The organism is Robinsoniella sp. RHS (genome assembly GCF_001029355.1).
Taxonomy (GTDB): Bacteria; Bacillota; Clostridia; order Lachnospirales; family Lachnospiraceae; genus Robinsoniella; species Robinsoniella peoriensis.
Genome location: NZ_JNGB01000043.1, coordinates 1 through 26,360, shown reverse-complemented (window position 1 = coordinate 26,360; position 26,360 = coordinate 1). Strand labels below are relative to the sequence as shown.

Here is a 26,360-nt window from a genome sequence, read left to right as displayed (position 1 = left end):
CTCAAAAGTGAATTGTGAAATTTTTTATATACTGCCGGAGTATTCCCCGGCAGCATCTGAAATTATGAATTTAATTTACTGACTGATACCCCGCACTATTTTGCGTTATTGTCAACTTCGCCCTGAATCTCCTGTGCAGCTGCTTCTGCGGTTGCACCTGTAAACATACTTACGATAGAGTTTCTGGTTCTGTCCTGCATGGATGTCAATGGATCAAAGTCGAATATATCAACACCGATACCAGTTGATGTTCCGCCTAATTTTACATTTTCAACAAATAATGGTGAGCATTTGCTTTCGTCAAGATCGATATCTGTTCTCGGGATTAAGAAAGCAGCTTCTTCTGCATATCTCTTAGCAGCATCTTTGTTTGTCAGCATTTTTAATAATTCAATTGTCAGGTCTAATTCTTTTCCCTGTAATTTGCCGCTTACCATGTATGGGCTTAATGTCTGCATATCTTCGTTTTTAAATTCCTCTTTTTCTTCGAAATATGGGAATTTTGCAACTTTGATACTGTCAGCTACAGGTGTTTTTTCTTTATCTGTAAAGGTTCCGATGTTCCATGGTCCTGTGATAACCATTGCTGCTTCACCCTGCTGGAACTGTGTCATAGCGATATCATCTGTGATACCAGCTGCACTTGCATCGAATGCACCTAAATCGATTAAGTCTTTTTCTTTCTGTAAGGTTTCAACAACGTCACTGTCTGTCCATTTCTTTTCACGGGTTCCAAGCAGTTTCGCTGCTTCTGTTCCTAACCATTTGTAGAAGATCTGGTCATGTAAATGTCCTGCCATGTAAGTACTCTGAGCTCCCATAGCAATCGGGATTACACCGCTGTCTTTTAATTTTGTAATAGCATCTGTAAATTCTGTCCATGTTTCCGGGAATTTATCAACGCCTGCAGCTTTGAATAAATCTTCGTTATAATATACACCGATCAGTCCGGATTCCATTGGTACTGCGTAAGTTCCTTCCTGTCCAGGTACCTGGTAGTATGCAAGGGAACCTTCTGTAAATCCGCCGCCCCATTCTTTATCTTCATCTAAATACGGCTGAAGATTTAAGATCATGCCGTTATCAATATACTCAGAAAGGTTTGCAACACCCTGGATTCTGAAGATATTTGCCATCGTTCCGGATGCAATATCTGTTGAGAGAATATTGTTAAATGCAGACTCATCACTCTGGGAATCATCCACGATTGTTACATCCGGATGTTTTTCCTTGAACTCATTGATGATATCATTGTAGATATTAACCTGAGTTGTTGTTCCTGCCATTCTGGTCAGAAGACGGATCGTAACTTTTTCACCATCACCGGATCCTTCTGATTTTGCCGCATCTGTTCCGTCAGCCGCTTTTGTTTCTCCAGCTGCCTGTGTATCACCTGCTGCTTTTGTTTCCTTTGTGTCGGATGAATTACCGCATCCAGCCAAAGCTCCAACGCACATAGCACTTGCCAGTAATAATGCTGTTACTTTTTTCATTCTCATTGCTTCTTCTCCTCCGTTTTTTATATTTTTTTAAGTTTTCATTTCTTAAGTCTTAATCATTATAAAAAATTTCCCCGCAAATTAGAATGGTCATTTTCTATTTTTTTTGTACATTTTGCATTTCATTTGCAAAAAGCATATTCCTTACGTAGACTTTTTGTCTAAAATAATATAATATAAGGAAGATAATAGGAGAAACTAAAAATCTCTTTATTTATAAGAAAGGAAATTTTTTCATGAATAAGAAAAATTCTGCCTCGATACAATCTAAATTTTTCCTGAGCAGTGCCGGGATTGCCATAGCATTTATGGTCGTTTTGCTTCTTAGCACGTCTTTTATTTTTTATAAACATTTTATTGCTTTGGAAACAAACTCCGCATTGCGGCAGTTAGATTATATTTCTTCTCAGCTAGATTATTATTTGACATCTACCAAAAATTATTCTAAGACTATTATTATAGATAATACGGTACAGTCTCTGATGCGTAAATATAAAGATAATCATACTGCCTTTAATGCTGATGACAAACGAAATATAACCGCCCAGATTAACCGCATTGTACAAGCCACTCCCTTTATACATGCGGTAACCATATATTCTTCAGAAAAAGATATGGTGGCTACTACTGAGATTTATCCCTATGATACGTCTCTTGATGATGTTCCGGTAGATACGGAATCCGTATGGGTACTTCGCACAAAGCACCCGCAGACAAATCGTTATCAGAATATGGAAGCGGTCTCTCTAGTCCGTCCTTTTTACCATTATCAGACAGCCTCCCTATTGGGCTATATTGAAATATCCATACCGGAGCACACAATTTCCCAGATTTACCGGGATAAGATTACCGAAACAAATCATATATTTATGGCGGATGAATCGGGCAATGTGCGAAGTTCTGATAATTCCATCTCCCTTGGCTCCCAATATGACTCTTTTTCTTTATTAAAGCCGACTACCGGGGATGAATCCAGATTTACGTCTCATTCCATTATATTATATAAGTATTTTCCTACCCTGGACTGGTACATTATAAACGAAATTAATCTTCTGGATTTTATCAGGCCAACCATGTTTTTATTTTTTATAACCATGATGATCACACTGATATGTATCGCAGTATGTATCTATGTATCCCATAAGGTTTCCCATACCATCAGTTCTCCTATTGACCATCTGATTCATCACACGCGGACGATCAAGGAAGGAAACTGGACACCCGTACAGGAAGAATGCAGCGATACGGAGATCGGAGAATTATTTAAGGCTTTTAACAGCATGATTGCAGCCCAGGAAAAGTTAAAAAATGACCTGCTGGAATCCCAGAAAATGAAAACTAAAATATCACTGGATCTGCTTCAGCAGCAGGTGAATCCGCACTTTCTCTATAATACCCTGGATAATATCTGTTCCCTTGCTGAAATTGATGAGAAAGAGACTCTGATTGATATCGTAATGAATCTATCTACTTTTTACCGGGAAGGCTTGAGTAATGGTAAGTTTTACATTACAATAAAAGAAGAGCTGGAAATAACAGAAGCCTATCTGCACATTATGCAGGTGCGATACTTTAATAAATTTGATTACTATATTCACTGCCCCGTTTATCTGTATGAATATCCCTGCCTGAAACTGCTTCTGCAGCCGATTGTGGAAAACAGCATTTATCACGGGATTAAAGAGCTGGAATATAAAGGTGTTCTTGAAATCATGGTCACGGAATATACCGATGCTATCCGCATTGTTGTGCAGGACAACGGCATTGGTTTTTCAAAGGCCGCATATGACCAGATATGGCAGGCTGGCAGCGATCACTTTGGTATTAAAAACATTCATCAGCGTATCCAGCTTTATTACGGAACGGAATATGGCCTGGAAATCGCTAATCGCCCTGAAGGAGGCTGTGTAACAACAATTACAATTGGAAAGGAGGCCGCAAATCAAAATGACCTTAAATCTGCTGATCGCTGACGATGAATATTTCATCCGACAGCGTTTAAAAAAAATTATTCCCTGGACTGCTCTGAATCTGAACTTTATCGGTGAAGCAGAAAATGGACTGGAAGTCATGGAACTGCTGGAGCACCACCCGGTGGATATCATTATACTGGATATTAAAATGCCAAAAATGACAGGAATTCAGGCAGCGGAACAAATTCACGAGGATTACCCTCAGACAAAAATTATTATTTTATCCGGCTATAATGATTTTGAATATGCCCGTACTGCCATGCGGTATGGAGTTACAGATTATCTGTTAAAACCAGTAGATACTCTGGTGTTAAAAAGTACTTTGGAGGATTGTATTGAAAAAATAGCCCTCTCCCGAAAACAGCACCGCCAAATTGAAAAACTTAACCATTATGAAAAATGTACTGCCCTTACAAATGTGCAAAACGGCTCTCTTGATATTCAGGCACTTTATACAAATTATCCGGAATTTTTACAAATTACCCATGCTCTCTATATCGGTGCTTTTGTATTTGAGGATACAGAGGTGGCGGTTCATCGGCTGATCACATCACTCCGGCTGAAAGGTTTCCAGTGTGAATACACCCAGGAAGCAGAGTATATTTATGTGCTGCAGATCTTTTTTACAGCCAGACAGGCATCTCATCATATTGGCAGCATATTAACTGAATTTGTGGAAAAGGAAAAGCATTTTGTATTTCTGAGCGTAGGCAACCTATTTGCCTTAACAGAAAGCTGGAACCCTTATTTCAAACGGGTTCTCCACGGTTTGAGCCAGCGCTATTTTTCAATAGGTTCAAATCTGCTGCTGGAGTACGCCGCTACGCCGGAACCTGATTATTCCATTGATCTGCCTAAAATAAGGCAAAATATTACCTTACATCTCAATGGAAAAGATGAAAAAACATTTTCTGATTACATCGAAGAGTTGTTTTCATCCATTGAAAAGAAACACAGTGTTGACTATTTATACCTGATCGTAACGGAATTGTTTATGACTTTCCATATTTATTACCACATACTGGAGAACACGCCGCAGAATATCAATGAATTTATATCCTCCATACTGGATGAAGAATATACTCTGGATAGTTTAAAAAATACGGCAATCCACTACGGCTTGCAATGTATCCAGCAAAATGACACCTCCCCTTCGGATGTGGCTTTAAGCAAGAAACTGATGTCCTACATTGATGAACACTATCGTAATCAGGATTTATCGGTAGCTCAGATCGGCGATATCTTTCAGTTAAACCCCTCTTATATGGGCAGTGTATTTAAGAAAGTAAATGACTTATCCATCCTTCAGTACATTACAAATGTACGAATGGAAGCTTCTAAGCGCCTGCTGGAATCTAATCAATACAAGATTTCAGAAATTGCGGAACAGGTTGGCTACTCTGATGTATTTTATTTTAGCAAACGTTTCAAAAAATCTTACGGATATTCTCCAAAAGATTATGCTCTTCGTAATAAAAATTAACAAATTAAACTGAATAGCTTTTTATGCGTAAAAAATACGCAGGTAGTCGAAGAACTACCAGATGGGAGATTATATGAAAAAGAAATTAATGGCAGTCCTGTTAGCTCTATCTATGGTGATACCTGTTAACAGCATTTCGGCACTTGCCGCAGAAACAGCATCTGCAAAGATCCAGGAATCTCAAATGTATGATGCCGAATCGTCAGGTATACCGGAAAATGGAATTACAACAATTGATACTACAGAAAATGATGTTACAACAATGGATACTACAGAAAGTGAAGTTACAAATAGCGATGATTCGGATTTAAATACCAACAACCAAACCTCTTCTTCGGAATCAGAAATCCCTCTGACTGAAATAAAAGAGGAAACTGAAATGACAGAAACCGAAATGGCAGAAACCGAAATGACAGAAACCGAAAAAACTGTATGTGAACTTACAGAAAAAATAACGGAACCCCTTACCGAATCAGAGAAGGAGTCGCCGGTGGGTCTGGTATCCGCCCCAAAGCAGCAACGCACAAATGTTTCCGAAACGGAACCTGCTTCTGCCAAGACATCCAATAAAGCTAAGCAGAAAAAGCAGAAAGAATACGCTCCAAAATCCAATTCAGCACAAATTACCAGTTGTAAAGGCAGTGGTGTGGATCGAATCATGATAAAGGCTAAAATCGCCAAACGAATTAAGAGTACTGATTCGTATTACTATCTCGTTACCGTAGATCCCAATTCTGGTAAAGTAATTAAAAGGACTGCAAGAACGGCAAAGAAAACTTCCGTAACTTTTGCATTAAATACAGCAGAACCCAATAAAGGATATGCATTGGCAAAATATGCAATAGCCGTAAAACAAAAAAAAGGATATAAAGTGATCAGCAGTGCCAAGTATGTAACAAATCCGGAATTTACTGCTAAAAACTCACATACATATGAAACCGGTAAAACAAAAAAAGGAATCCAGTTTACAACTACCCAGGATGTTGAAAAAGTGGATGCAAAGAATACATTTTTAAATCTATATGCATCGACAATTTTATCGAATCCGGATACGACTTATAAATACAATGGAAAGACTTATCATTTTAACAGTCTCCGGGGATATGAAGTTGCAGTATCCGAATTTAATGCCAAAGAAATCAATGTAACTTTACAGTTGGGCTTGGATTGGGGTGACGGCAGCTATCAGGATTTAATTGCATCCCAGGCAAGAAGTGAAGGGCATATCCTTTATACCTGGAATACCTCCAGTAAAGCGGCGAGAGAAAAAATGGAGGCTATATTCAGTTTCCTTGCTTCAAAATTCAGTACCAGTGAATGCCATGTATCCAATTGGGTTTTAGGAAATGAGGTAAATTCCTGTAATCTTTGGAATTATAAAGGCAGCATGAGCAAGACTAAATTTATCAATTCCTATTCATATGCTTTCCGCTCCTTATATAACGCTGCAAAAAGCAACTGGAGCAATACTAAAGTATTTATTTGTCTGGACCATTGCTGGAACACTGCAGATGCGGGATATACGGCAAAAGACTTTATGAATGCCTTTGCAAAGAAAATAAAGAGTATGCAGAGCGGTATTAATTGGAATGTTGCTTTTCATGCTTATCCGGCACCTTTAACAAGTCCTGATTTCTGGACTAACAGTGCTGTTTCATCCAAAGAAGATTCACCTTATGTCACAATGGAGAATATTCAGGTCTTAACAAATTACGTTAAAAAGCATTATGGCTCAAAAACCCGTATTATCTTATCGGAGCAAGGATTCAGTTCCTCAAAAGGTGAAGACGTCCAGGCAGCTGCAATCGCATACGGCTACTACAAAGCTGCATGTAATCCCATGATTGATTCCTTCATCATAAGAAGTTATAACGATGAACCCGGTGAAACTGCACAGGGCCTGTATATGGGCATCAGCGGAAAAAAAGCATATAATGTGTTCAAATATATGGACACCAAAAATTCAGGTAAATATACCAACAAATACCTGAAAACCATAGGAAAATCCAGTTGGAAAAAGGCCGTTCCCGGCTACACCCCAAACAGGATCTATAAGATGTACCGTAAATAAAATCACAACCGGCAGAACAACTGGCAAAGTTCTGCCGGTAATTTAATAGTAAAACACACTCCTACTTTACGGGTATCATTTTGGGTAATTTAAGGATATCTTCAATTGCCATTTCAGTAATTTCAGCAATCTCCTGTATGGTTTTCCCAGCACGAATCATATTTTCCGCTATTTTAATCTTATTTCTATGTTCACCTTCCAAGATACCCTCTTCCAACCCTTCCTCAAATATAATTTTCTCAACTTTTAACATTCGGATTTCCCTCCTTATCTCTTCCGCCAGCCGTCTGCTTATAATCTTATCAGCAAATGTCAATAATCCAGCCAAAATAAATGTACGATCATTTTCAGCTTCCAATTCTTTTGCTAATATAATAATCTTTTTTAAAAGAATCAGCTTCTCCTCTTTTCCTTTTACCGTCAATGGCAATATAATCATTTGCATTTTTTCATCATCTGTCAGATGCTCACGGCATTTTATTTTCTTATTTATATTTTCATAGATCGAGTCAGTATCCAAACCGCAAAGAAATGCCTGCTCAATTTTAAATGTAAGGCATCCAATATCCAGAACATCGTTTGCATGTTCAACATCCGATGTATACAGAATTAAGACCCTTATTTTCACGCCGAACCAATCCTTTCCCAGCCTTTTTAGAATTCTGCAGACATAGCCCAGATAATCTATCAGGTCTTCATTCAAAAATTTACTCTCATAATCTACCAGGACAATGCTGTTATCAGCCAACAAAAACAAATTGTCTAAACGCAGTTCATTTACCTGCAGGCTGGGCAGATTGGTTGGCAGCACTTCAACGATCTTCGGTAGTTCGATTCCGTAAACGGAAAATGATTTTTCTTTTAGTGACTCTGCGAATATTTTCGATAAAATATCTTTATTTTGATAGGCAATTCCTTCCAGTTCGTGCACTCTCCTTTATTTGCAAATGTACAATCATACATATACCACACCAGAGTATGTCTTAAAAGACAATATAATAAAATATATACGTATCATCTACTTTGCTTAACAACATGGGGTTTTGATTTGAATAAATCAGAAGTGATCAGATTATAAAATAAAAAAAGATAAAAGACAAAAAATAAAAATACACATAAACAGATTGAAACAATCTCTTATTATTTTTTAATATAACATAACAGAAAGAATAAATCAAGATATTTTTCTATTAGCGGTGATATTCCGATCGTCAATTTACGCAAAATAAAAACGAAAAGGCACCTTCCGTTAACCGCCAACGGAAAATGCCCTGCTGCCCTCATACCTTAGAGCGCGTTTGAATATTCTAACCTGCCTTCTTAAGCTCCCAATTTTCAAACACTCTCTAAACTTCATGATTCCGATATTCATTTGCCGACATTCCTGTCTGCTTTTTGAACACCCTTGAAAAATGTGCCATATCCAGAAATCCCACTGCTTCTGCTATATCCCCGATTCGAAGGGAAGGATCCTTTAACATCTCTTTCGCATGTTCAATTTTTGTATGGTTTAACAGCTCTGAGAAACTTTGCCCTGTATGGCGGTTCAGAAGCTTACTCAAATGCCACTGGCTTACGTAAGTCTTCTCTGCCACCTCCAGAAGCGTTATTTTTCGATTATAATTGTCCTCAATATATTTCAATGCATTTTTAACGATAAAACTGCTGGCTGCACTGTCGGAACTCTCCTCCACTGCTTCCGCCTCTCCGGTAATTTTCTTCTTCCGGAGATTTTGCACCATTGCATCTACAGCTTCCTCTATTTCACTCATATTAGAAGGCTTCAGCAAGAACCTGGTCACCCCCAGGCGGATGGCTTTCTGTGCATAATCAAAATCCCGGAATCCGGTCAGGATGGTAATTTCCATGTTTTCAAATTCTGATTTCAACCCGGCTGCCATTGCCAGCCCGTCTAGTCCCGGCATAGAGATATCGGAAACTATGATATTGGGCTTATGCTCCCGGATTACTTCCTGTCCTTCAATGCCGTCATTTGCCGTGGCAACAACTTTACAATCCCATTTTTTCCAATCCACACTTCTTGAGATTCCTTCCACAATGATTGGCTCATCATCAATAATTACTACTCGATACATAACTACGGCCCCCAGTACTTTTCTTGTCCAGACAGACACATCCACAGACTGAAATGATCCCTTTATCTGGATAGTATATCCATATTATCCCTTAATTGCACCCGCTGTCAATCCCTTAATAATGTTTTTCTGCAGGAAAATGTATACAATTAATACCGGAACTACAATCAGGGTTACCGATGCCGCCATGAGTCCGAAATCCGTTCCGTACTTGGAACTGATCATTTCTAATAATGCACAGATCGGCATATTTTTTGGATCACGCATCATCGTTTTCTGTACAAACAAATCATTATAGGACCATAAGAAGCTGAAAATTGCTACGGTAGAAAGGGATGCTTTACATAGCGGTATAATGATTTTAGTGAATACCTGGAATACATTGGCACCTTCCATATATGCCGCTTCTTCCATCTCAATTGGCAGTCCCCTTAGAAATCCCATCATTACGATTGCCGCAAAGCTTAAATTCCCGGCTATCTGAGGGAGAATAACTGCAATCGGCGTACTCAGAAGATCTGCTTTTACCATCATTCTCAGTACCGGTATAATTGTGGAGAATACCGGAAACATCAAACTTGCCACAATAAAACTGTCCATGAAGTTTTTTCCCTTGAAATTATATCTGGTCATCGCAAATGCCATCATGGTTGAAAGCAGCATAACACCCAGTGTTACAGATCCTGAAATGGTAATACTGAACCCATAAGCCCTTAAAATATTCAGGCTTTCAAATGCTTTCTTATAGTTTGCCAGATCAAATGCCTGAGGCAGACTGAATGAATTACTGATTACTTCAGCAGACGGTTTGAAAGAGTTCAGGAACACCCATAAAAATGGAAAGATTGTAGTGACTGCCCATAAAATCAGCACCGCATAAATTACAATTTTCCCAATACCGGCCTTCTTTTTTGGTATCTTCAAATCCATTGAAAATTCTTTACTTTTACTATATCTTAATTCCGTCATAACCGTCCTCCTACATGTTTGCGTCTGGTCTGGCAACTTTTGTAACGATCTTGGATACGATAACTCCTAAAATAACGATCAAGATTGCGATTGCAGAGCCATAGCCATAATCATTTAATTCAAATGTGGTCTGGTACATATAAGTTCCCATAAAATGTGTCAGTCCATAAGGAGCTCCCTGACTGGCAATTACCCAGGGCAGATCGAATACCTTTAAAGCTCCTGTTACCGCCAGGGTAATACAGGTACAGAAAACACCGCGAAGCATTGGCATTGTGATATAAAATACCTGTTTGAACTTACTGCATCCGTCGATGGATGCTGCCTCATATACCTCTTCCGGTATGTCACTTAATCCGGTCAGCAGTATTACAAAATAGAAGCCCACATAAGACCAGAGCGTTGGTATACATACCATGATAAATGCAAGGCTCTCACCCAGCCACTTGACCTTGGCAAATCCCAGTGCGGTTAATATCTGATTTAACATACCGGAATCGTAGTTATAGAATAATTTAAACAGTAAGCCGATTGCTGTTGCTGAAATAACAATCGGGAAGAAGTATACGGTTCTGAAAAACTGCTGCCCTTTTTTGATATTGCTTACCAGTACAGCTAAGACAAATGCAATTCCTACTTCAAAAATTACAGTTAGAAACATCATTTTTACAGAGTTCCCAAGAGCCACACGGATCATAGGATCGGAAAACAGTTTCTGGAAATTTTCAGCGCCCACATACCGGAATGCACGGCCCGGCATTGCTACTGGAACGGACATATCATAAAGGGCATTTTTGATATTTTCTACAAAGGGTACGTACAGGAATATCACAAGAAATAAAATTCCTGGAATCAAAAAGATGAGAAGCGGCCATTTTTTCTTATATAACATGGTGAATTACCTCCTGTTTTAAAAAATACATTGAATTTTGGGTATAAAGAAGCAGAGGGGGCGGTTTTGAAATCTCCCTCTGCTCACAAGGACAATATTTATTTCTTTACTACTCTATGGTTTCACCGTTTTTATAACGTGTAATCATATCATTGATAATGTCTTCAGCCTTCACCATACCTGCTGCCATACCGGAAATCTGGCTGGTCAGTGCTTTGTATGTGTTGTATCTTGCATCAGTTGGCAGTACCAGTCCTTTTGCTGCCTGAGCATACTCAAGACCGCTCTTTGCCAGGTTGTCAGAAGGCATTTCATCTTCAGAGATTTCACAGGTCGGGATACCTGCACCATTCCAGTATTTCATAAGGGAATCCTTACAGGTCTGAGCCATAACAAACTTGACTGCTGCATCTCTCTTGTCAGGATCATCCCATGCTTTTCTTGTGATATAGAATCCGGAAGATAATCCGCTTACCATATAGCCTGCGACATCTGCTGCCTGATCAGGTACACCCGGGAAAGGAACGACTACTACGTTTTCTTTATCATCAATGCCATTCATTCTCCAGTTGCCGTCTAACTGCATTGCAGCTTTTTTGCTGTTAAATAGCTGCTCTGCGGATGAGTTGTCGATGGTATCGGTATCTTCAGGGAATGCGCCCATTTCTTTCAAAGTCTTAATGACTTCAATTCCTTTGATCCAGCTTTCAGGTGCTTTATCCGGCATGGAAACATATTCTTCCTGTCCAGCTGTATACAACATACAGAACTCAACCCAGTAATGAGGTACTTCATTCAGTGAACAAGCAATGGGGATGATATCTTTGCTCTTAAATGTCTCAATTGCTTTTGTAAAGGAGTCCCAGTCGGTAGGAAGTTCTACGCCATTTTGTTCAAATACATCCTTGTTACAGAAAAGTCCTTCCCAATAACCCGTTGTGGGAACTGCTCTTTTCACACCATCTGCATTTTTTACTTTTTCCAATGCATCCGGTAATGTATCCCCGGCATACTCCGGATATTCTTTTACGATTTCATCGTAAGGTACTAATTTATCGGTAGAAATAATATCATTTGCCGTAGCATCTACGAAGAACTGCAATACATCCGGTTCATTTCCTACGGAAAAGTCTGCTGCGATTCTGGATTTCCACTCTTCATTGGATACCTGGGAATCATCTTCCAGCGTTACATTTGGATGCTGTTCCATAAATGCTTTATTCACTGCCTGATAAACGATGGCATTGGGGTCTGTTCCACCGAACATGGAAACGGTCTTAAGGGTTACGTCTTTACCTCCTGCCACTTCTTCGGCTGCCTTTTTTGATGTTGCTGTCTCTATCGCCGGTGCGCTTTCCGATGCTGCTTCGGTTTCTTCGCTGCCGCCTTCTGTAGCTTCTTTGGTTTCTCCATCCGCTGCCGGAGCTTTTGTTTCCTCTGATGCTGCACTTGCTTCTGTTTTCTTTGCCTCTGTTGCTGCGCTTGTGGAGCTTCCGCAGCCTGCCATCATGGACATCGTCATCGCTGCTGTCATTGTTACTGCCAATACTTTTTTGAGTTTCATACTTATTTCCTCCCTATGAGTTTTTTATTTCTATGAGTATTTCTCTCATTTCTTATAATCCTATTATACTTGCAATGACCTCAAAATGCATTAGACCTACTTGACATTATTTGTTCATTCTTGCCCTCTTCACAAGAATGAACAAATCCTGCGACAAAGTTACCCGTTTTATTCCCCAATTTTACCGGTACTCTGCAATTCTTTTTGTGCCTTTTGTCTATTAATTTCTTCCTCTTTGTCCAATTCCTTCTCATAGGGCAGCGTAATGACGGATTCCGTTTTGCCATCCTCACCCGGTGTAATCGAAAGCCCGTACTGCGCCCCGTAGATCAGCTTGATCCGCTCATTTACATTGCGGATTCCAAGAGAAGTATGCTGCCCCGGCTCAGCCTTGATACTTCCGGGGCTTCCGGACAGGATCGCGTTAATTTTCTCCATATCTTCCCTGGTCATAGGCTTTCCGGAATTGAATACCTTTACATAGATCTTTGTTTCATCATGGAATATCTGTATTTCTATAATACCGTTTTTTACCTGCTCTATCCCATGTACTACGGCATTCTCCAAAAGCGGCTGCAGAATAAGCCTTGGTACCTTTACCTGTAACAGACTGTCATCAACCTTCCATTCCACTTTCAGACGCTTTCCAAACCTCATAGATATAATATAGAAGTACGCATCCGCACAATGCAGTTCTTCTGCAAGGTTAATCAGGCGGCTTCCTGCCCTGTCCATCCGGTAATCCAGTACTGTACTCAGGGATTCGATCATTTTACTGATGGTGGTATCTCCGGACATTCGCGCCTGCCAGTTCATCATTTCTAAGGTGTTATTCAGAAAATGCGGATTGATCTGTGCCTGGAGTGCCATAATTTTAGCATCTCTGCGTGCCAGCTTTTCATCATAAGCATAATCGAACAGATACTTTACCTGTTTGGACATCCGGTTAAAAGAATCCATCAGATATGAAAATTCTGCATTTGGCATATTTTCACCCTCCACCACAGTTCCAAGCTGTCCCTCTTCAATGGCTTCGGAAGCCCGGATCATACGGCTGACCGGAATACTTACCTGCTTATTTAAAAATTTCACCCCGTACATTAGAACCGGAATTAGTATCAATATTATACATGCAATAATCTTGTATAGATTATACAGTGATTCATAAAATAATGCCTTACTTACCAGAAATGCAACGCCTACGTTATAATCCCTGCACTTTTTTTCTTTCAGATAACCTTTGTAGCTGTTGCTTAAATCCATCTGGATTGTGTCATCTTTATTCTTATCATACTTTTGAAACAGTGCCGGAAAGTATTTCAAAGATGCATCCTCATCCTGATTTCCCACCAGAACAAATTCCTCACCGTCATTAAAGCAGATTGCCGCATTGACGCTTAAGTCCATCTGGATATTTCGAAACAGCTGATCCTGGTTCAATTCTACAATTAACGTTCCAAACTTAATATACTTGGTTACCGTATACATATTCCGGACAATATATATCCGCCCGTCCACTACGCGGAGTACCGCATCCGAAGAATGGCCTTCAATGAGATCTTTCATTTCCCCATGGATCTGCTCTATATAACTTAAGTAAGAAAATTCATTATTTGCAGAATAACATAAAGGCTCATCGTCGCCTTCCAGATAGAAAGTAAACATACTGAATTTCTTGTCTATGTAAAACTTGCTTTTCAACTCATTATTAATGTCCTGGTAAAACTGATTCTTATTTGTCTCACCTTTCCGGTACTTTCTCCAGGCTTTTTCACATACACCTTCATAAGATGGTTTTTTCGATGCCGTAATTGCCTCATCAATTCTCTGGGAAAGTGTAGATGTCACATTTTCTATGCCCAGATTCAACATCATTTCCGATTTTTCTAAAATTTCATTCCGATAAGAAAAAACCATAAATACAAATAGTACCAACAGCGGTATTACCCAGCAGAGCATAATGAAAAAAAGCATCCTTGATTTCAAAGATCTGGGCTTTTGTGTATTCTGAGACTGATTTTCCATAGTCCTGAACCTCCCTCTTCCATGGGTCTATTGTAACATAGTACCCTTGCGTTTTGCATGAAAATTTATGGATAAATCCACTTTTTCTCCTATCAAAAGAGAGCAGATACAGTACGAATTGATGTACTGCATCTGCTCTGTTCTATTTCAATCCTCCGTGTAAATACCGCCTGCATTCAAAACATGCCACCCACTCAGACGGGTTCACAGGTGATCCCCAGAAACTCTTCAAAAAGCCCGCAAAGTTCAGAAGCTTCTTTTGGCTTTGGCATTTCACAGAAAATCCGAAGAAGCGGCTCTGTACCCGAAAATCTTGCGCTGATCCAACCTCCATTTTTGAAATAGACCTTGCATCCGTCCAGATATGATACCTTCTCTGCTTCTGTTTCAATCTCGGGCAGCAGTTTCTGTATCATCAGTATGTTATGGATTTCTTCTTTTTTCTCCTGACTGAATTTATAAGCCCGCTCTTCCATATGCAGAAATCCATACTCAAGTTCAATGTCCCTGGCAATCTGGGATATCTTTTTACCGGTTACTGCGATCATCTCAATCAGAAGTGCTGCTGCATAAATCCCGTCTTTTCCATTGATATGCCCCCGTACTGTCAATCCTCCGGAAGATTCTCCCCCAATCACAGCATTGGTCTCCTGCATCTTAGCAGACACATATTTGAATCCTACCGGAACTTCATAGCATTTTTCTCCGAAACTCTCCGCTACCCGGTCCAATCTGTGGGTGGTGGAAATATTTCTCACTACTGCCCCATGCCATCCCTTATATTTCACCAGATAGTAATACAGCAGCACCAGGATATCATTTGGATGAAGGAATCTTCCGGTATCATCAATCACACCGATGCGGTCGGCATCTCCATCTGTTGCGATACCAATATCACATCCTCTGTCCAGTACATAGTTCTGAAGAGAACGGAGGGTATTGGCATTTGGCGCCGGCAGCTTACCTCCAAACAGGGTATCATGACGTTCATGAATTACTTCCAGCTCACAACGTGCAATAGAAAGCAGCGTTTTAATGGAGGTCTGGCTCACGCCGTACATAGGATCCAATGCCACCCGCAGCCCCCGTTCTTTTATGGCTTCCATATCTGTCGCAGCTATAATATTATCCAGGTATTCGTTTAAAGGATTGAACTCTGTTACCAGCCCTTTCTCCTTTGCTTGTTCATATTCCATAATTTCAATGGCATTACCCTTCCTGCATCTTTCTTCCACTTCTGCGATATAATCTTCTATATTTCTGGTCTGCTCTTCATCCGCATCCCTGCCTCCATGGGTGAACACCTTAATCCCATTATATATAGCAGGATTATGGCTTGCCGTCACCATCATGCCATAATGAAGTCCATGCTTCATAACATAATACATGATCAGAGGAGTCGGTGAAGAACGATTGATAAAATACGTATGGATTCCTTCTTTCGCGAAAACTTCACATGCCCACATGACCGCTTCTTTCGACAAAAATCTCCGGTCGTAGCCAATCACCATTCCGTCTTCTTCTACCCCTTCCGCCTTCATTTTCAGTACCATTGCCATTGAGAGTTTCTGTATATTTTCTCTTGTAAATTCGTCACCAATTACGGCTCTCCAACCGCCTGTTCCAAAATGTACCATAATCTTTTCGCCTACCTTCTTTTATCTTCCCATAACGACAGTTACTTCATGCCTGCTTCCGGCATCGCATACCGGTATCTGCTGCGTTTCCACACCATCCAGATACAATTTACTAACACCTTTCATTACGCCATCCGGATTTAAAACTGTAATCTCATACATCGCACCCCGGAATTCTCTGCTCACCTTGAACTCTTTCCAGTCTGCCGGCACGCAGGGATCTATCTGAAGATGGTCAAACTGCGGTTTGACGCCAAGCATATATCTGGTTGCTGAAAAATACGCCCAGCCTCCTGTTCCGGTCATAAACGGATGTCTTGCCCTTCCAAATGCCTTGTGATCCCGCCCTACAATGAACTGGCAGTAAGAATAAGGTTCCGACTCCCGGATCTCTATCTGGTCATTTTGGTTATACGGGCAAAGTGCATCATAAAATTTCATTGCACGGTCTCCCCTGCCCAATACACATTCTGCTGCCCATGCCCATGGATTTGGATGGCTGAATACCGAACTGTTTTCTTTTAATCCGGGATATACACGGGTTACAAATCCGATATCGTCATCCGGCCGGGTATAGGAAGGGCCATTTAACAAAATGCCATATGGTGTGTACAGGTACTTGTCTACACTGTCCATTGCCTTTTTGCCTTTTTCATCGGAAGCTGCACCGGATAAAACTGCCCATGCATTGGACTCCAGATGAATCTTTCCTTCTTTGTCCTCCATGGTACCAATTTTTCTGCCATTTTTCGTCACGCCCCGGATAAACCATTCTTCATCCCAAAGTCTGGTATCACAGACTTGCTTTACCTTCTCTGCCATTTGTTCATACTTTTCCACATCTGCGGTGCGGTTTAGATACCTTGCAGCTTCCAGGAAATTCCGGATTGCCCAGTAATGTAAGAAGGAAACCATGGCACTTTCACCGCCGCCCAGGTTGAGACAGTCATTCCAGTCTGCACGAAGCCCTTTACAGATTCCGCTTTCTCCCACCTGCTCTGCCGAGAAATCCAGAATCTTCATCATGTGCTCATAAACCGTTCCCTCACCCCCATCGGCATAAGACAGTACCTGATCCAGGAAAGAAAATTCACCGGTTTCTTTTACATACTCTACAATCGCGCTGACCAGCCAGAGCGCATCATCTGAACAGGTATCTTCCAGTCCGTGAATCATGTCTTTAGCATTGGGCGTTGGCACAACGGTAGGTGATTTAAAGGGTTTCACTTCCGTATCCGGATCAAACCATTCCGGTTGGAATAAATGAAGTCCGTATCCTTTTGAAACCAAGCCTTTCAGCAATTCCACCAGCCTCTGGCGGCACTTTTGCGGATTGGAATGGGGGATTGTCATTGCATCCTGCGCCGTATCCCGGTAGCCAAGTCCGGTTCTTCCTCCCACTTCGATAAACGATGCAAACCTGGAAAACATAACGTTTATTTCAGCCTGATACAGGGTCCAGGTGTTGATTAATGTATTCATGCCTTCATTTGGAGTCTGAATCTGGAGTTTATCCAATTTCTTTTTCCAGAAAGTCCGCAGATCGGCATATACCTTCTCCATTGCATCCGGCCTGCTGTATTTTTCCCGGATAGCAGCACCAACCTTTCGTCCGCCTTCTCCCAGCATATATACGACTCTTACTTCCTCTCCCGGCTGCAGCACAATCTTTTTCTGGAATGCACCGCAGTGATTATTGCCATTTTCAAATCCGCCCTCCAGATACCCCTGTTCTACCCCAATGGGATTATCTTCGGTCCGGTATTTCCCTATAAACTGATCTCTTAAGGTTTCAAAACTGTCCTGACTGACACTGGATGTAAAATACTGATATCCGAACTCTTCATAAAACAGGTCATGCTCTATAATTCCGTCTTCACAGGAAGACCCAGCTGCATACATACTCATCTGGAAATTCTGATTGTCCATATTGATATGATGGAACGAGAATTCACAGTAAGAAAACAAGCTTAATTCTCTCACCCGGTCACTCTGGTTCTGCACTTTCACATCCCATAATTCCACTGCATCTCCAATGGGAATTACCAGAGTCTGAGAAGCTTTGATTCCCTCATAATCACATTCATAAACCGAATAGGACAATCCATGCCTGCAGGTGTATTTCGCCTCGTCCAGAGACTTTCCTACGGGCTGCCAGGATATGCTCCAGTAGTCTTCTGACTCATGGTCTCTCAGGTAAACATAATGTCCAGGGCGGTCCATGGGAACGGCATTCGCCCGGAACCTGGTAATCCGGTGGTATTCCGGCGATTTATAAAATAAATATCCTCCTGCCGTATGGTTCACAACCCCACACATATCCTCAACCCCTATATAATTCGTCCAGGAAGCAGAAAGATCCACCCGTTCAATTACATATTCTCTATTCTCATTATCAAAATATCCATACCTCATAAACAACCTCCTCCAAAGCTTTTACTTTATACTTATTATAATCTCTCCGGCTTAAGGGAGGAATTGCCAGGTATGCGAATATTTGTACAAAGTTGTGCTCTTAAAAAATACCGCAAAAAACGCCCACAGGAGGAATTTTTACATTCCCGCTGTGAGCGTATCTCATCCGATATGATGTACCGACAGCTACTTAAAATTCAAATTTGTCTGCCAGATATGCTTCTAATTCTTCAATTTTAATTCTTTCCTGCTGCATAGAATCACGGTCACGGACAGTTACTGCTCCGTCTGTCTCGGATTCAAAATCGTATGTTACACAGAATGGAGTTCCGATTTCATCCTGACGTCTGTAACGTTTTCCGATGTTTCCACGATCGTCAAATTCGCAGTTATACTTCTTAGCCAGCATGGTAAATACTTTTTCTGCGCCTTCATTTAATTTCTTGGATAATGGCAGCACGCCTACCTTAATCGGTGCCAGTGCCGGATGGAAACGAAGTACGGTTCTCTTATCCCCGCCTTCCAGTTCCTCTTCATCATATGCACTGCAGAGGAATGCAAGTACCACGCGGTCTGCACCCAGTGATGGTTCAATAACATAAGGAATATATTTTTCTTTTTTCTCGTCATCAAAATAGCTCATATCCTGTCCGGATGTATCCTGATGCTGTGTCAGGTCATAATCTGTTCTGTCTGCAACACCCCATAATTCACCCCAGCCGAATGGGAACAGGAACTCAATATCGGTAGTTGCTTTACTATAGAAGCAGAGTTCTTCTGCCGCATGGTCTCTTGCACGCATCTCGTCATCTTTCATGCCAAGAGCTGTTAACCAGTCCAGGCAGTACTTTTTCCAGTATGCGAACCACTCCAGGTCTGTACCCGGTTCACAGAAGAATTCCAGTTCCATCTGCTCGAATTCTCTTGTACGGAATGTAAAGTTTCCCGGAGTAATTTCGTTACGGAAAGATTTACCGATCTGTCCGATACCAAATGGAATTTTCTTTCTGGATGTTCTCTGAACATTTTTGAAATTTACGAAAATACCCTGAGCTGTCTCCGGTCTTAAATATACGGTATTCTTAGCATCTTCCGTAACACCCTGGAATGTCTTGAACATCAGGTTAAACTGACGGATATCTGTGAAATTATGCTTGCCGCAGGTCGGACATGGAATCTGATGTTCTTCGATAAAGTTCTTCATCTCTTCCTGGCTCCAGGCATCTACGGAACCTTCCACTGCGATTTCTTTTTCTGCGCAGTAATCTTCAATAATTTTGTCCGCACGGAATCTCTCGTGGCATTCTTTACAGTCCATCAGCGGATCGCTGAATCCACCCAGATGTCCGCTTGCAACCCAGGTCTGCGGGTTCATTAAAATAGCACAGTCAACACCTACATTATAAGGATTTTCTGTTACGAATTTTTTCCACCATGCCTGTTTTACATTGTTCTTCAGCTCAACGCCAAGGTTTCCGTAATCCCAGGTATTAGCAAGTCCTCCATAGATTTCTGAACCTGGATATACGAATCCTCTTGCCTTTGCCAATGCTACAATTTTATCCATCGTTTTTTCCATTGTTAATTCCTCACATTCCATTCTATTTTCATTCTATTTTCTGTCATTTTCTTTGCGTGCAGACAACGGTAATAACTTTTCAGACACGCTCTAAAACTTACCGGGGGTATTTAAAGATCACCCCAGCTCATAAATAATATAAGCTAATTTCTTACCAATTTCAACCTCTTTCGAAGAGGTCCCGGAATTACTGCTCTCGGGGGACAATAAAACCATACCGGTCTCAGAATCCGTTTCTTCCTGCTTTGCCGTTTCCGACTGCTTTTCTGTAGCCGGCTCTGCACCGGAAGATTTTACTTTTGCTTCACTTTTCCCTTTTACTTCCACATTGTCACTGGTAAAAAGGATGTTTCCCGGCACCTGAACCAGCACCGGTTCTTCCATTACAACTACCTGATAGTCTTTCTTAAGTACATCGCTGCTGGTCAAACCGCTCTTCGCCACCTTACCATCTTCCACGGACTGGAAGCCTCCGTCAAAGGTAACACCTGATTTTTGTGCCTCAGATATTTTCCCCACAAAAAATTCAACATGGTTAAAATTCGCATAATCCTGTGATGAAGCATAATCTATAATCAACTTTGCCGTATCTTCGCTGACGCTGAATTTATCCAGATCTATATTATCCTTGCCTGTACTGGCTTTATATGCATCAATTTCGCTCTCAATCATTGTTTTAAGCTCTGTCTCATCATAATACTCTTTATCCAGGCTCTCCACTGCTGTCCCTGTTATTCCTCCATCTTTGCTAATCGAAACTGCTGACTCATCTGGTGACGAGAATTTACTGCACCCGCTTAGCAGACACATAACTCCAACCATCACCGCCAGAATTCTCCTTTTTTTCATAATAAACTGCATCCTCCTTGTATAATCCTAATTATTATACCTTTAAAGTATGATATTTTCAACTAATTATTGGGAGAAGAACACTCTGGCGGGTCGATTTAAAACTTATGTAACAATCGACTCTAAAATATCGAGGGATTTAAACTGTTTATCCATATAAATTTTGCAAAGACGGCTCTGAAGACGTTTCATTTCACGCAGCACATCTTCAGAAACCGTAAAAGAATACAGCTTTTCAATGGTAGATGATGCGATATACTGATACGTGTAGATGGTTGACTCTAATAAAAGAACTGCTCCTTTTGATCCTGACAGGCAGTTTTTACAGACCAGCCCGTCTCCTGCAGGGACAAATGCACGCAGATCCTCCTGTACGCCGCAGCCTGTACAGCAAAACATCTGGGGATATTCTCCACTTATAACCATTGACTTCCACTCGAATATATACCGGATCAGCTCATTGGGTATATACGCATTCATAAGCGCCCGCAGTGTTGCATACAGCAGCCTCAGCATTTCCGCCTCATCATTATTTTCCCTTGCGTAATAGTCTGCAATTTCCATAAAATAAAAGCCATAATAGGCCGCCTCATAATCCTGGGACAGCCCTGAAAAATAATTGCTGATCTCTGCCTGCATCAGGTTATAGGAAGTTCTTCCCTCAAAACAGGTAAACGCACCGAAGGAAAACGGATTTGCCGCCGCCAGAAGCGGACTGTTCTGTCTTCTTGACCCTTTTGCAAATGCTGTAATTTTGCCTCTTTCTTTTGTAAGCAGCACCAGCCTTTTATCATAATCACCAATTGGGGCGGCTAAAAGCACCATCCCCGTTAACGTCACTGTCTGTCCCATTTTACACCTTCTGGTCAGAGCGTGTCTGAATTATGATTGTACCTGGCAGTCAGACAGGTGCAATGATTTTTCAGAGGCACTCTAGACATCCTTTTTATCATAACCAAAGTTCTTCATTAAGAAATCACTGTCACGCCAATCTTTCTTTACTTTTACCCAAAGCTGCAGATTGACTTTCATTTCTAACATTTCTTCAATTTCTTTTCTCGCCTGGGAACCTATTTTACGAAGCATCGTACCGCCTTTTCCGATTATAATCCCCTTGTGGGAATCTCTTTCACAGATAATCGTTGCTTCAATATCTGTCAGTTTTCCGCCTGTCCGCTCTTTCATTCTGTCTATGGAAACTGCAATTCCATGAGGAATCTCTTCATCCAGACTGCGAAGTGCCTTTTCCCGGATTAGTTCCGCAACAATCTGTCTCTCTGGCTGATCGGTTACGGTCTCTTCATCATAAAACTGTGGTCCGTAAGGAAGATATTTAAATACCGTATCAATAATATCCTGGGTGTTCTGCCCCTTCAGGGCAGACGCAGGAATAATTTCCGCAAAATCATATATTTTCCGGTACTCATCTATAAATTTTAATATCTCTTCTCTCTTTACTGTATCTATTTTGTTAATTACCAGAATAACCGGAGTCTTTGTCTTTAAAAGCTGCTCCGCAATATGGCGTTCTCCGGCACCAATAAAGGTACTTGGCTCTACCAGCCATAGTATTACATCCACCTCATTTAAAGTCCTCTGGGCTACGTTCACCATATATTCACCCAGCTTATTTTTCGCTTTGTGAATACCAGGTGTATCTACGAAAACAATCTGTCCTTTTTCACAGGTATAGACCGTCTGAATCCGGTTCCTGGTAGTCTGCGGCTTGTTCGATGTAATTGCAATCTTTTGGCCGATCAGGTAATTCATTAGTGTTGATTTTCCTACATTTGGCCTGCCAATTAAAGTAACAAAACCAGATTTATAACTTGCTGTTGTCATTCTTACTCCTATCTGCTGCCAATGGCAGCATACAACTTTATCCTTTGTTAATTAGCCGATAAAAGGCACCAGTACTTTAAACATGTCTTTTTCCGCTGCCAGCTTTTCTTCATTTCCAATTACACAGATATTGTCTGCCGCCACAATCGCCTCCATGATCTTCCACAGGGCACGGACATCTTCCTGGGTAGCATTTAACACCTCATCCCGTTCTTTTTGCAGATCTTCCTCAGACACTTTACTGATATAAGCCCCAAGGGAACGGCTGCCTTTTGCAGAAGGATTCAATGGTGTATCCATTTCACTGATCGTGCCGATGATATATTTTGTCATATCCCTGTCTTCTACCGTGAAATTCTTTACATAATCCACAACACCTTCATAAACTTCATTTGTTTTCCTCAGATTTGGATCCCGGTAAGATACAAAGTAGGAATCCCCTGTCTTTCCAAAACCGCTCATACATCCATAGGCACCGCCTTTTACACGGATATTTACCCACAGGTATTCATAACTTAAAATGACTTTTAAGATCTTCAATACACCGGTATACTTCAGTCCTGCCTGTACGAAATTGCCTGCTCTTGCCACATACTGTATCTTGGAAGAAGTCTGGAATCCTTCGTTTTTCTGATCTGTCTCTAATTTCCCATGAGGCGTAACTCCTGCTTCTTCAAACAGTTTTTCTTTAAAAGCAGATAATCTGTCCATCAATGGTGCAAATCCGGCTTCATCAGCTGTATAGCTTCCCAGAAGCGTATCTTTTCGGAAAACCAGTTTCATCAGCTCTTTTAAAATACGGATCAGGTCTTCTTTCTTTTCATCAAAGTGTACTTCCAGTGACTCTACCAGTTTATAGAAACGGATTCCGCTAACCGCATCATTAAATGCATTTGTCTGGGAGAAATAAGACATGGAACGGATTGCAGCCGTAGAATGTCCTGCCGAATTTAATCGTACAGAAACCCTGGACTTTAATTCCGCAATGATTTCATACAGTCTCTTTTCATCCTCTATTTTCGATGTAAAAATTATTTCTTCTATCATATCAAAGGCAAAATCCAGCTTCTCATATAGAATCTTAGCCTTTATTTCAAGCATTGCCCTGCAGTCACCCTGTTTATCACCAACAAATATTTCGATGCCAGGGTAAATTCCGCCGGAATGAATATTAATTTCATTAAATAATTCACCGTAGCTGTAATGCTGTGTATCTACCATACCGAGTACTGCTTTTAAAATACCAAGATAAGAAATATACTCAAGTGGCACGTATTTGGTATCGAACAAAATCTTCAGGTATCCTATGCCGTTGGTATACATATTATGGTGTAAAACAGTAGTATCTCCCAGCAAATGTTCTTCATTATAGAACTTTCCTGCTTCTTTCTTAATATCAGACGCTTCCAGCACAGGAATCGCTTCCAGTTCTTCTTTTGCAGATGGTGTTTCCTGAAACAGGCGGAGCTTCTCTGTTTTGTCCACCAAGGTCTGGATTTCTTCCGCAGTCAGGCTTTCCTTATATTCTTTTAGCTTTTTCTTTATCTCCTCATCAATTATGGCTGTTAAACCTTTTTGCGGTTCCACAATTACAACAGACGCATGGGTATTATCCAAGAGATATTCCTGTATCAATTGTTCAAAATATCCGGTTTCGACCTGCTCTTTTAAGAATTGAAAAATGCCAAGCTGCTTTAAATAATCAAATGGTGCGGCATCATCATACAGCCAGCTGTCCATGGCATCAATACCATACATCAGCCCCTTAGGATACGAACCATAATCTGCTTCCCGGAATTTAAATTCCATATTGTTTATTCCGGCAAGAAGCGCTTTCTTATCTATGCCCTCTTTAACGATCCGGGTCAGAACATCTTGAATGATCTCCAGAAATCTGTCTTTGGAATCTATATTAGAGTTCTTAGCCACTACTGAAAATACCGGCTGATAAACCCCGCTGTCATAGGAACCCTGAATATCTTTCCCAACTTTTGCATCCAGCAGCGCCTGCTTCAAAGGTGCTCCGGGAGCAGTAAGCAAAGCGTACTCAATCACAGAAAATGCATTTGCCAGCCGAACATCCAGGCTGGTTTTAATAGCTGCATTATAAGAAAGGAAGGTATTGTCCTTCTCTTCATCGGTATTGGAAATCGAATACTTTTTCTTTATCTCGATAGGTTTATCAAATGGTTTCTGCATGGGAATTGCAGAATCCACCTGGATGGCATCATATTGGCTTAAATATTCCTCATCCAGCCATTTCAGCCTTTCTTCCATATCTGCATTCCCATACAGATAAATGTAACTGTTGGAAGGATGGTAATACTTACTATGGAATTCCAGAAAATCATTGTACGTAAGATCCGGTATAAATGCAGGATCACCGCCGGATTCATTTCCATATGGTGTATCCGGAAACAGGGAATTCAGAATTTCCCGATCCAGAACATCATCCGGTGAGGAAAAAGCCCCCTTCATCTCATTGTAAACCACTCCATTATAAGTCAGTTCATCTTCCGGAGTCTCTAAATGATAGTTCCAGCCTTCCTGGCGGAAAATCTCTTCCTTATTATAAATGTTTGTGTGGAAAACCGCATCCATGTATACATGCATCAGATTGCGGAAATCCTGGTCATTACAGCTTGCAACCGGATACATCGTCTTGTCCGGATATGTCATAGCATTCAAAAACGTATTAAGGGACCCTTTCACCAATTCAACGAAAGGATCCTTTGACGGGAACTTTTCACTTCCGCACAAAACACTATGCTCCAAAATATGAGCTACCCCTGTGCTGTCCTTGGGCGGTGTCCGAAAAGCAATATGAAAAACCTTATTTTCATCATCATTGGCAATCACCATAATTCTGGCGCCGCTCTTTTTATGTCTTAACAGATAACCCTTTGAATTAATATCCGCAATATCTTCTTCTATCTTAAGTTCATACTGCGGCAATGTGGTAAACTGCATAAAATTTCCTCCATTTCCATTTATCGCATAAAATATGCTTATGTGAATATTATTGCGATAATTATAACATTTATTCAGGGGGGTGGGAAGTACTAAATTAAAAGCAGCTACAACAAGCGATTCCCCGCTATGCCATAGCTGCCTTTTCATCTAAAACGTAATCTTGTGTGTAAATTCACGGGTCTTCGACACTTTCCATATCTCTAAAGTACCTTAAAGCCTTGATACAGGCTTATTTTTTTGTCAAATTTTTACTATTTTTATGTTGTATGTGTTGTATTTGTGTGGTATAATAATTACAGGGGTGATGCATTTATGAAAATATACTTTGATAAACGACTAAAGGATCCCACTTATTATGCACAGCAGGGAATCCGTAATGGAAAGAAAACAACCACCAGAAATATTAAAAACTTTGGAAAACACTCCGAGTTATTGAAGGGTCACGAGATGATCCTGAACTCTATGTGAGAGAACAAATCAAAAAGATGAATGA

At 40.7% G+C, this 26,360-nt stretch carries 18 protein-coding genes; 4 read left to right on the top strand and 14 right to left on the bottom strand.

Annotated elements, in window-relative coordinates; genetic code table 11:
• Positions 1 to 95: 95 nt before the first annotated feature.
• Complete coding sequence (locus RHS_RS17700; RefSeq protein ID WP_027293776.1) at positions 96 to 1,499, bottom strand: ABC transporter substrate-binding protein; 1,404 nt, start codon at positions 1,497 to 1,499, stop codon at positions 96 to 98.
• Between the two features lie 236 nt (positions 1,500 to 1,735).
• Between RHS_RS17700 and RHS_RS17695 the strand changes: the two genes are divergently transcribed.
• From RHS_RS17695 to RHS_RS17685, 3 genes are all read left to right on the top strand, one after another.
• Entirely contained in the window at positions 1,736 to 3,472 is a 1,737-nt protein-coding gene (locus RHS_RS17695; RefSeq protein WP_395022846.1) for a sensor histidine kinase, read from the top strand.
• Positions 3,447 to 4,955, top strand: a complete 1,509-nt coding sequence (locus RHS_RS17690; protein WP_047833928.1) for a response regulator transcription factor — start codon at positions 3,447 to 3,449, stop codon at positions 4,953 to 4,955. Before RHS_RS17695 ends, RHS_RS17690 begins: the two co-directional genes overlap by 26 nt.
• A gap of 73 nt (positions 4,956 to 5,028) precedes the next feature.
• Positions 5,029 to 7,026: a DUF5722 domain-containing protein gene (locus RHS_RS17685; RefSeq protein WP_047833927.1), complete on the top strand. Its 1,998-nt coding sequence runs from the start codon at positions 5,029 to 5,031 to the stop codon at positions 7,024 to 7,026.
• Positions 7,027 to 7,087: 61 nt separating this feature from the next.
• Here the strand turns inward: RHS_RS17685 and RHS_RS17680 are convergent, their stop codons facing one another.
• From RHS_RS17680 to RHS_RS17620, 13 genes are all read right to left on the bottom strand, one after another.
• Positions 7,088 to 7,957 (bottom strand): hypothetical protein, encoded by an 870-nt coding sequence (locus tag RHS_RS17680; protein WP_044292917.1) that lies wholly within the window; start codon positions 7,955 to 7,957, stop codon positions 7,088 to 7,090.
• Positions 7,958 to 8,372: 415 nt separating this feature from the next.
• Positions 8,373 to 9,122: a response regulator gene (locus RHS_RS17675; RefSeq protein ID WP_027293773.1), complete on the bottom strand. Its 750-nt coding sequence runs from the start codon at positions 9,120 to 9,122 to the stop codon at positions 8,373 to 8,375.
• Positions 9,123 to 9,206: 84 nt separating this feature from the next.
• A complete protein-coding gene (locus tag RHS_RS17670) occupies positions 9,207 to 10,091 on the bottom strand; it encodes a carbohydrate ABC transporter permease (protein ID WP_242858427.1) in 885 nt (294 codons plus the stop codon).
• A 10-nt stretch (positions 10,092 to 10,101) separates the two neighbouring features.
• Positions 10,102 to 10,983 carry a carbohydrate ABC transporter permease gene (locus RHS_RS17665; protein WP_027293771.1) on the bottom strand — a complete coding sequence of 294 codons (882 nt, stop codon included), beginning with the start codon at positions 10,981 to 10,983 and terminating at the stop codon, positions 10,102 to 10,104.
• Between the two features lie 109 nt (positions 10,984 to 11,092).
• Positions 11,093 to 12,547, bottom strand: a complete 1,455-nt coding sequence (locus RHS_RS17660; RefSeq protein ID WP_027293770.1) for an ABC transporter substrate-binding protein — start codon at positions 12,545 to 12,547, stop codon at positions 11,093 to 11,095.
• A gap of 168 nt (positions 12,548 to 12,715) precedes the next feature.
• Positions 12,716 to 14,572 carry a histidine kinase gene (locus RHS_RS17655; protein ID WP_047833926.1) on the bottom strand — a complete coding sequence of 619 codons (1,857 nt, stop codon included), beginning with the start codon at positions 14,570 to 14,572 and terminating at the stop codon, positions 12,716 to 12,718.
• A gap of 194 nt (positions 14,573 to 14,766) precedes the next feature.
• The gene (locus RHS_RS17650; protein WP_047833925.1) at positions 14,767 to 16,209 is read right to left on the bottom strand and encodes a phosphoglucomutase/phosphomannomutase family protein; all 1,443 of its coding nucleotides are present in this window, start codon (positions 16,207 to 16,209) and stop codon (positions 14,767 to 14,769) included.
• Positions 16,210 to 16,230: 21 nt separating this feature from the next.
• A complete protein-coding gene (locus RHS_RS17645; protein WP_047833924.1) occupies positions 16,231 to 18,624 on the bottom strand; it encodes a GH36-type glycosyl hydrolase domain-containing protein in 2,394 nt (797 codons plus the stop codon).
• Between the two features lie 190 nt (positions 18,625 to 18,814).
• Positions 18,815 to 20,203, bottom strand: a complete 1,389-nt coding sequence (locus tag RHS_RS17640; protein WP_044293434.1) for a glycine--tRNA ligase — start codon at positions 20,201 to 20,203, stop codon at positions 18,815 to 18,817.
• Between the two features lie 117 nt (positions 20,204 to 20,320).
• Positions 20,321 to 21,052 (bottom strand): hypothetical protein, encoded by a 732-nt coding sequence (locus RHS_RS17635; RefSeq protein WP_047833923.1) that lies wholly within the window; start codon positions 21,050 to 21,052, stop codon positions 20,321 to 20,323.
• A 105-nt stretch (positions 21,053 to 21,157) separates the two neighbouring features.
• Positions 21,158 to 21,904, bottom strand: a complete 747-nt coding sequence (gene recO / locus RHS_RS17630; RefSeq protein ID WP_047833922.1) for a DNA repair protein RecO — start codon at positions 21,902 to 21,904, stop codon at positions 21,158 to 21,160.
• A gap of 81 nt (positions 21,905 to 21,985) precedes the next feature.
• Complete coding sequence (era, locus tag RHS_RS17625) at positions 21,986 to 22,894, bottom strand: GTPase Era (protein WP_044289314.1); 909 nt, start codon at positions 22,892 to 22,894, stop codon at positions 21,986 to 21,988.
• Between the two features lie 51 nt (positions 22,895 to 22,945).
• Entirely contained in the window at positions 22,946 to 25,864 is a 2,919-nt protein-coding gene (locus tag RHS_RS17620; RefSeq protein WP_047833921.1) for an insulinase family protein, read from the bottom strand.
• A 315-nt stretch (positions 25,865 to 26,179) separates the two neighbouring features.
• Here RHS_RS17620 and RHS_RS17615 point away from each other — a divergent pair, with 315 nt between their 5' ends.
• Positions 26,180 to 26,335, top strand: a complete 156-nt coding sequence (locus RHS_RS17615; RefSeq protein ID WP_395022839.1) for a hypothetical protein — start codon at positions 26,180 to 26,182, stop codon at positions 26,333 to 26,335.
• Positions 26,336 to 26,360 lie beyond the last annotated feature (25 nt).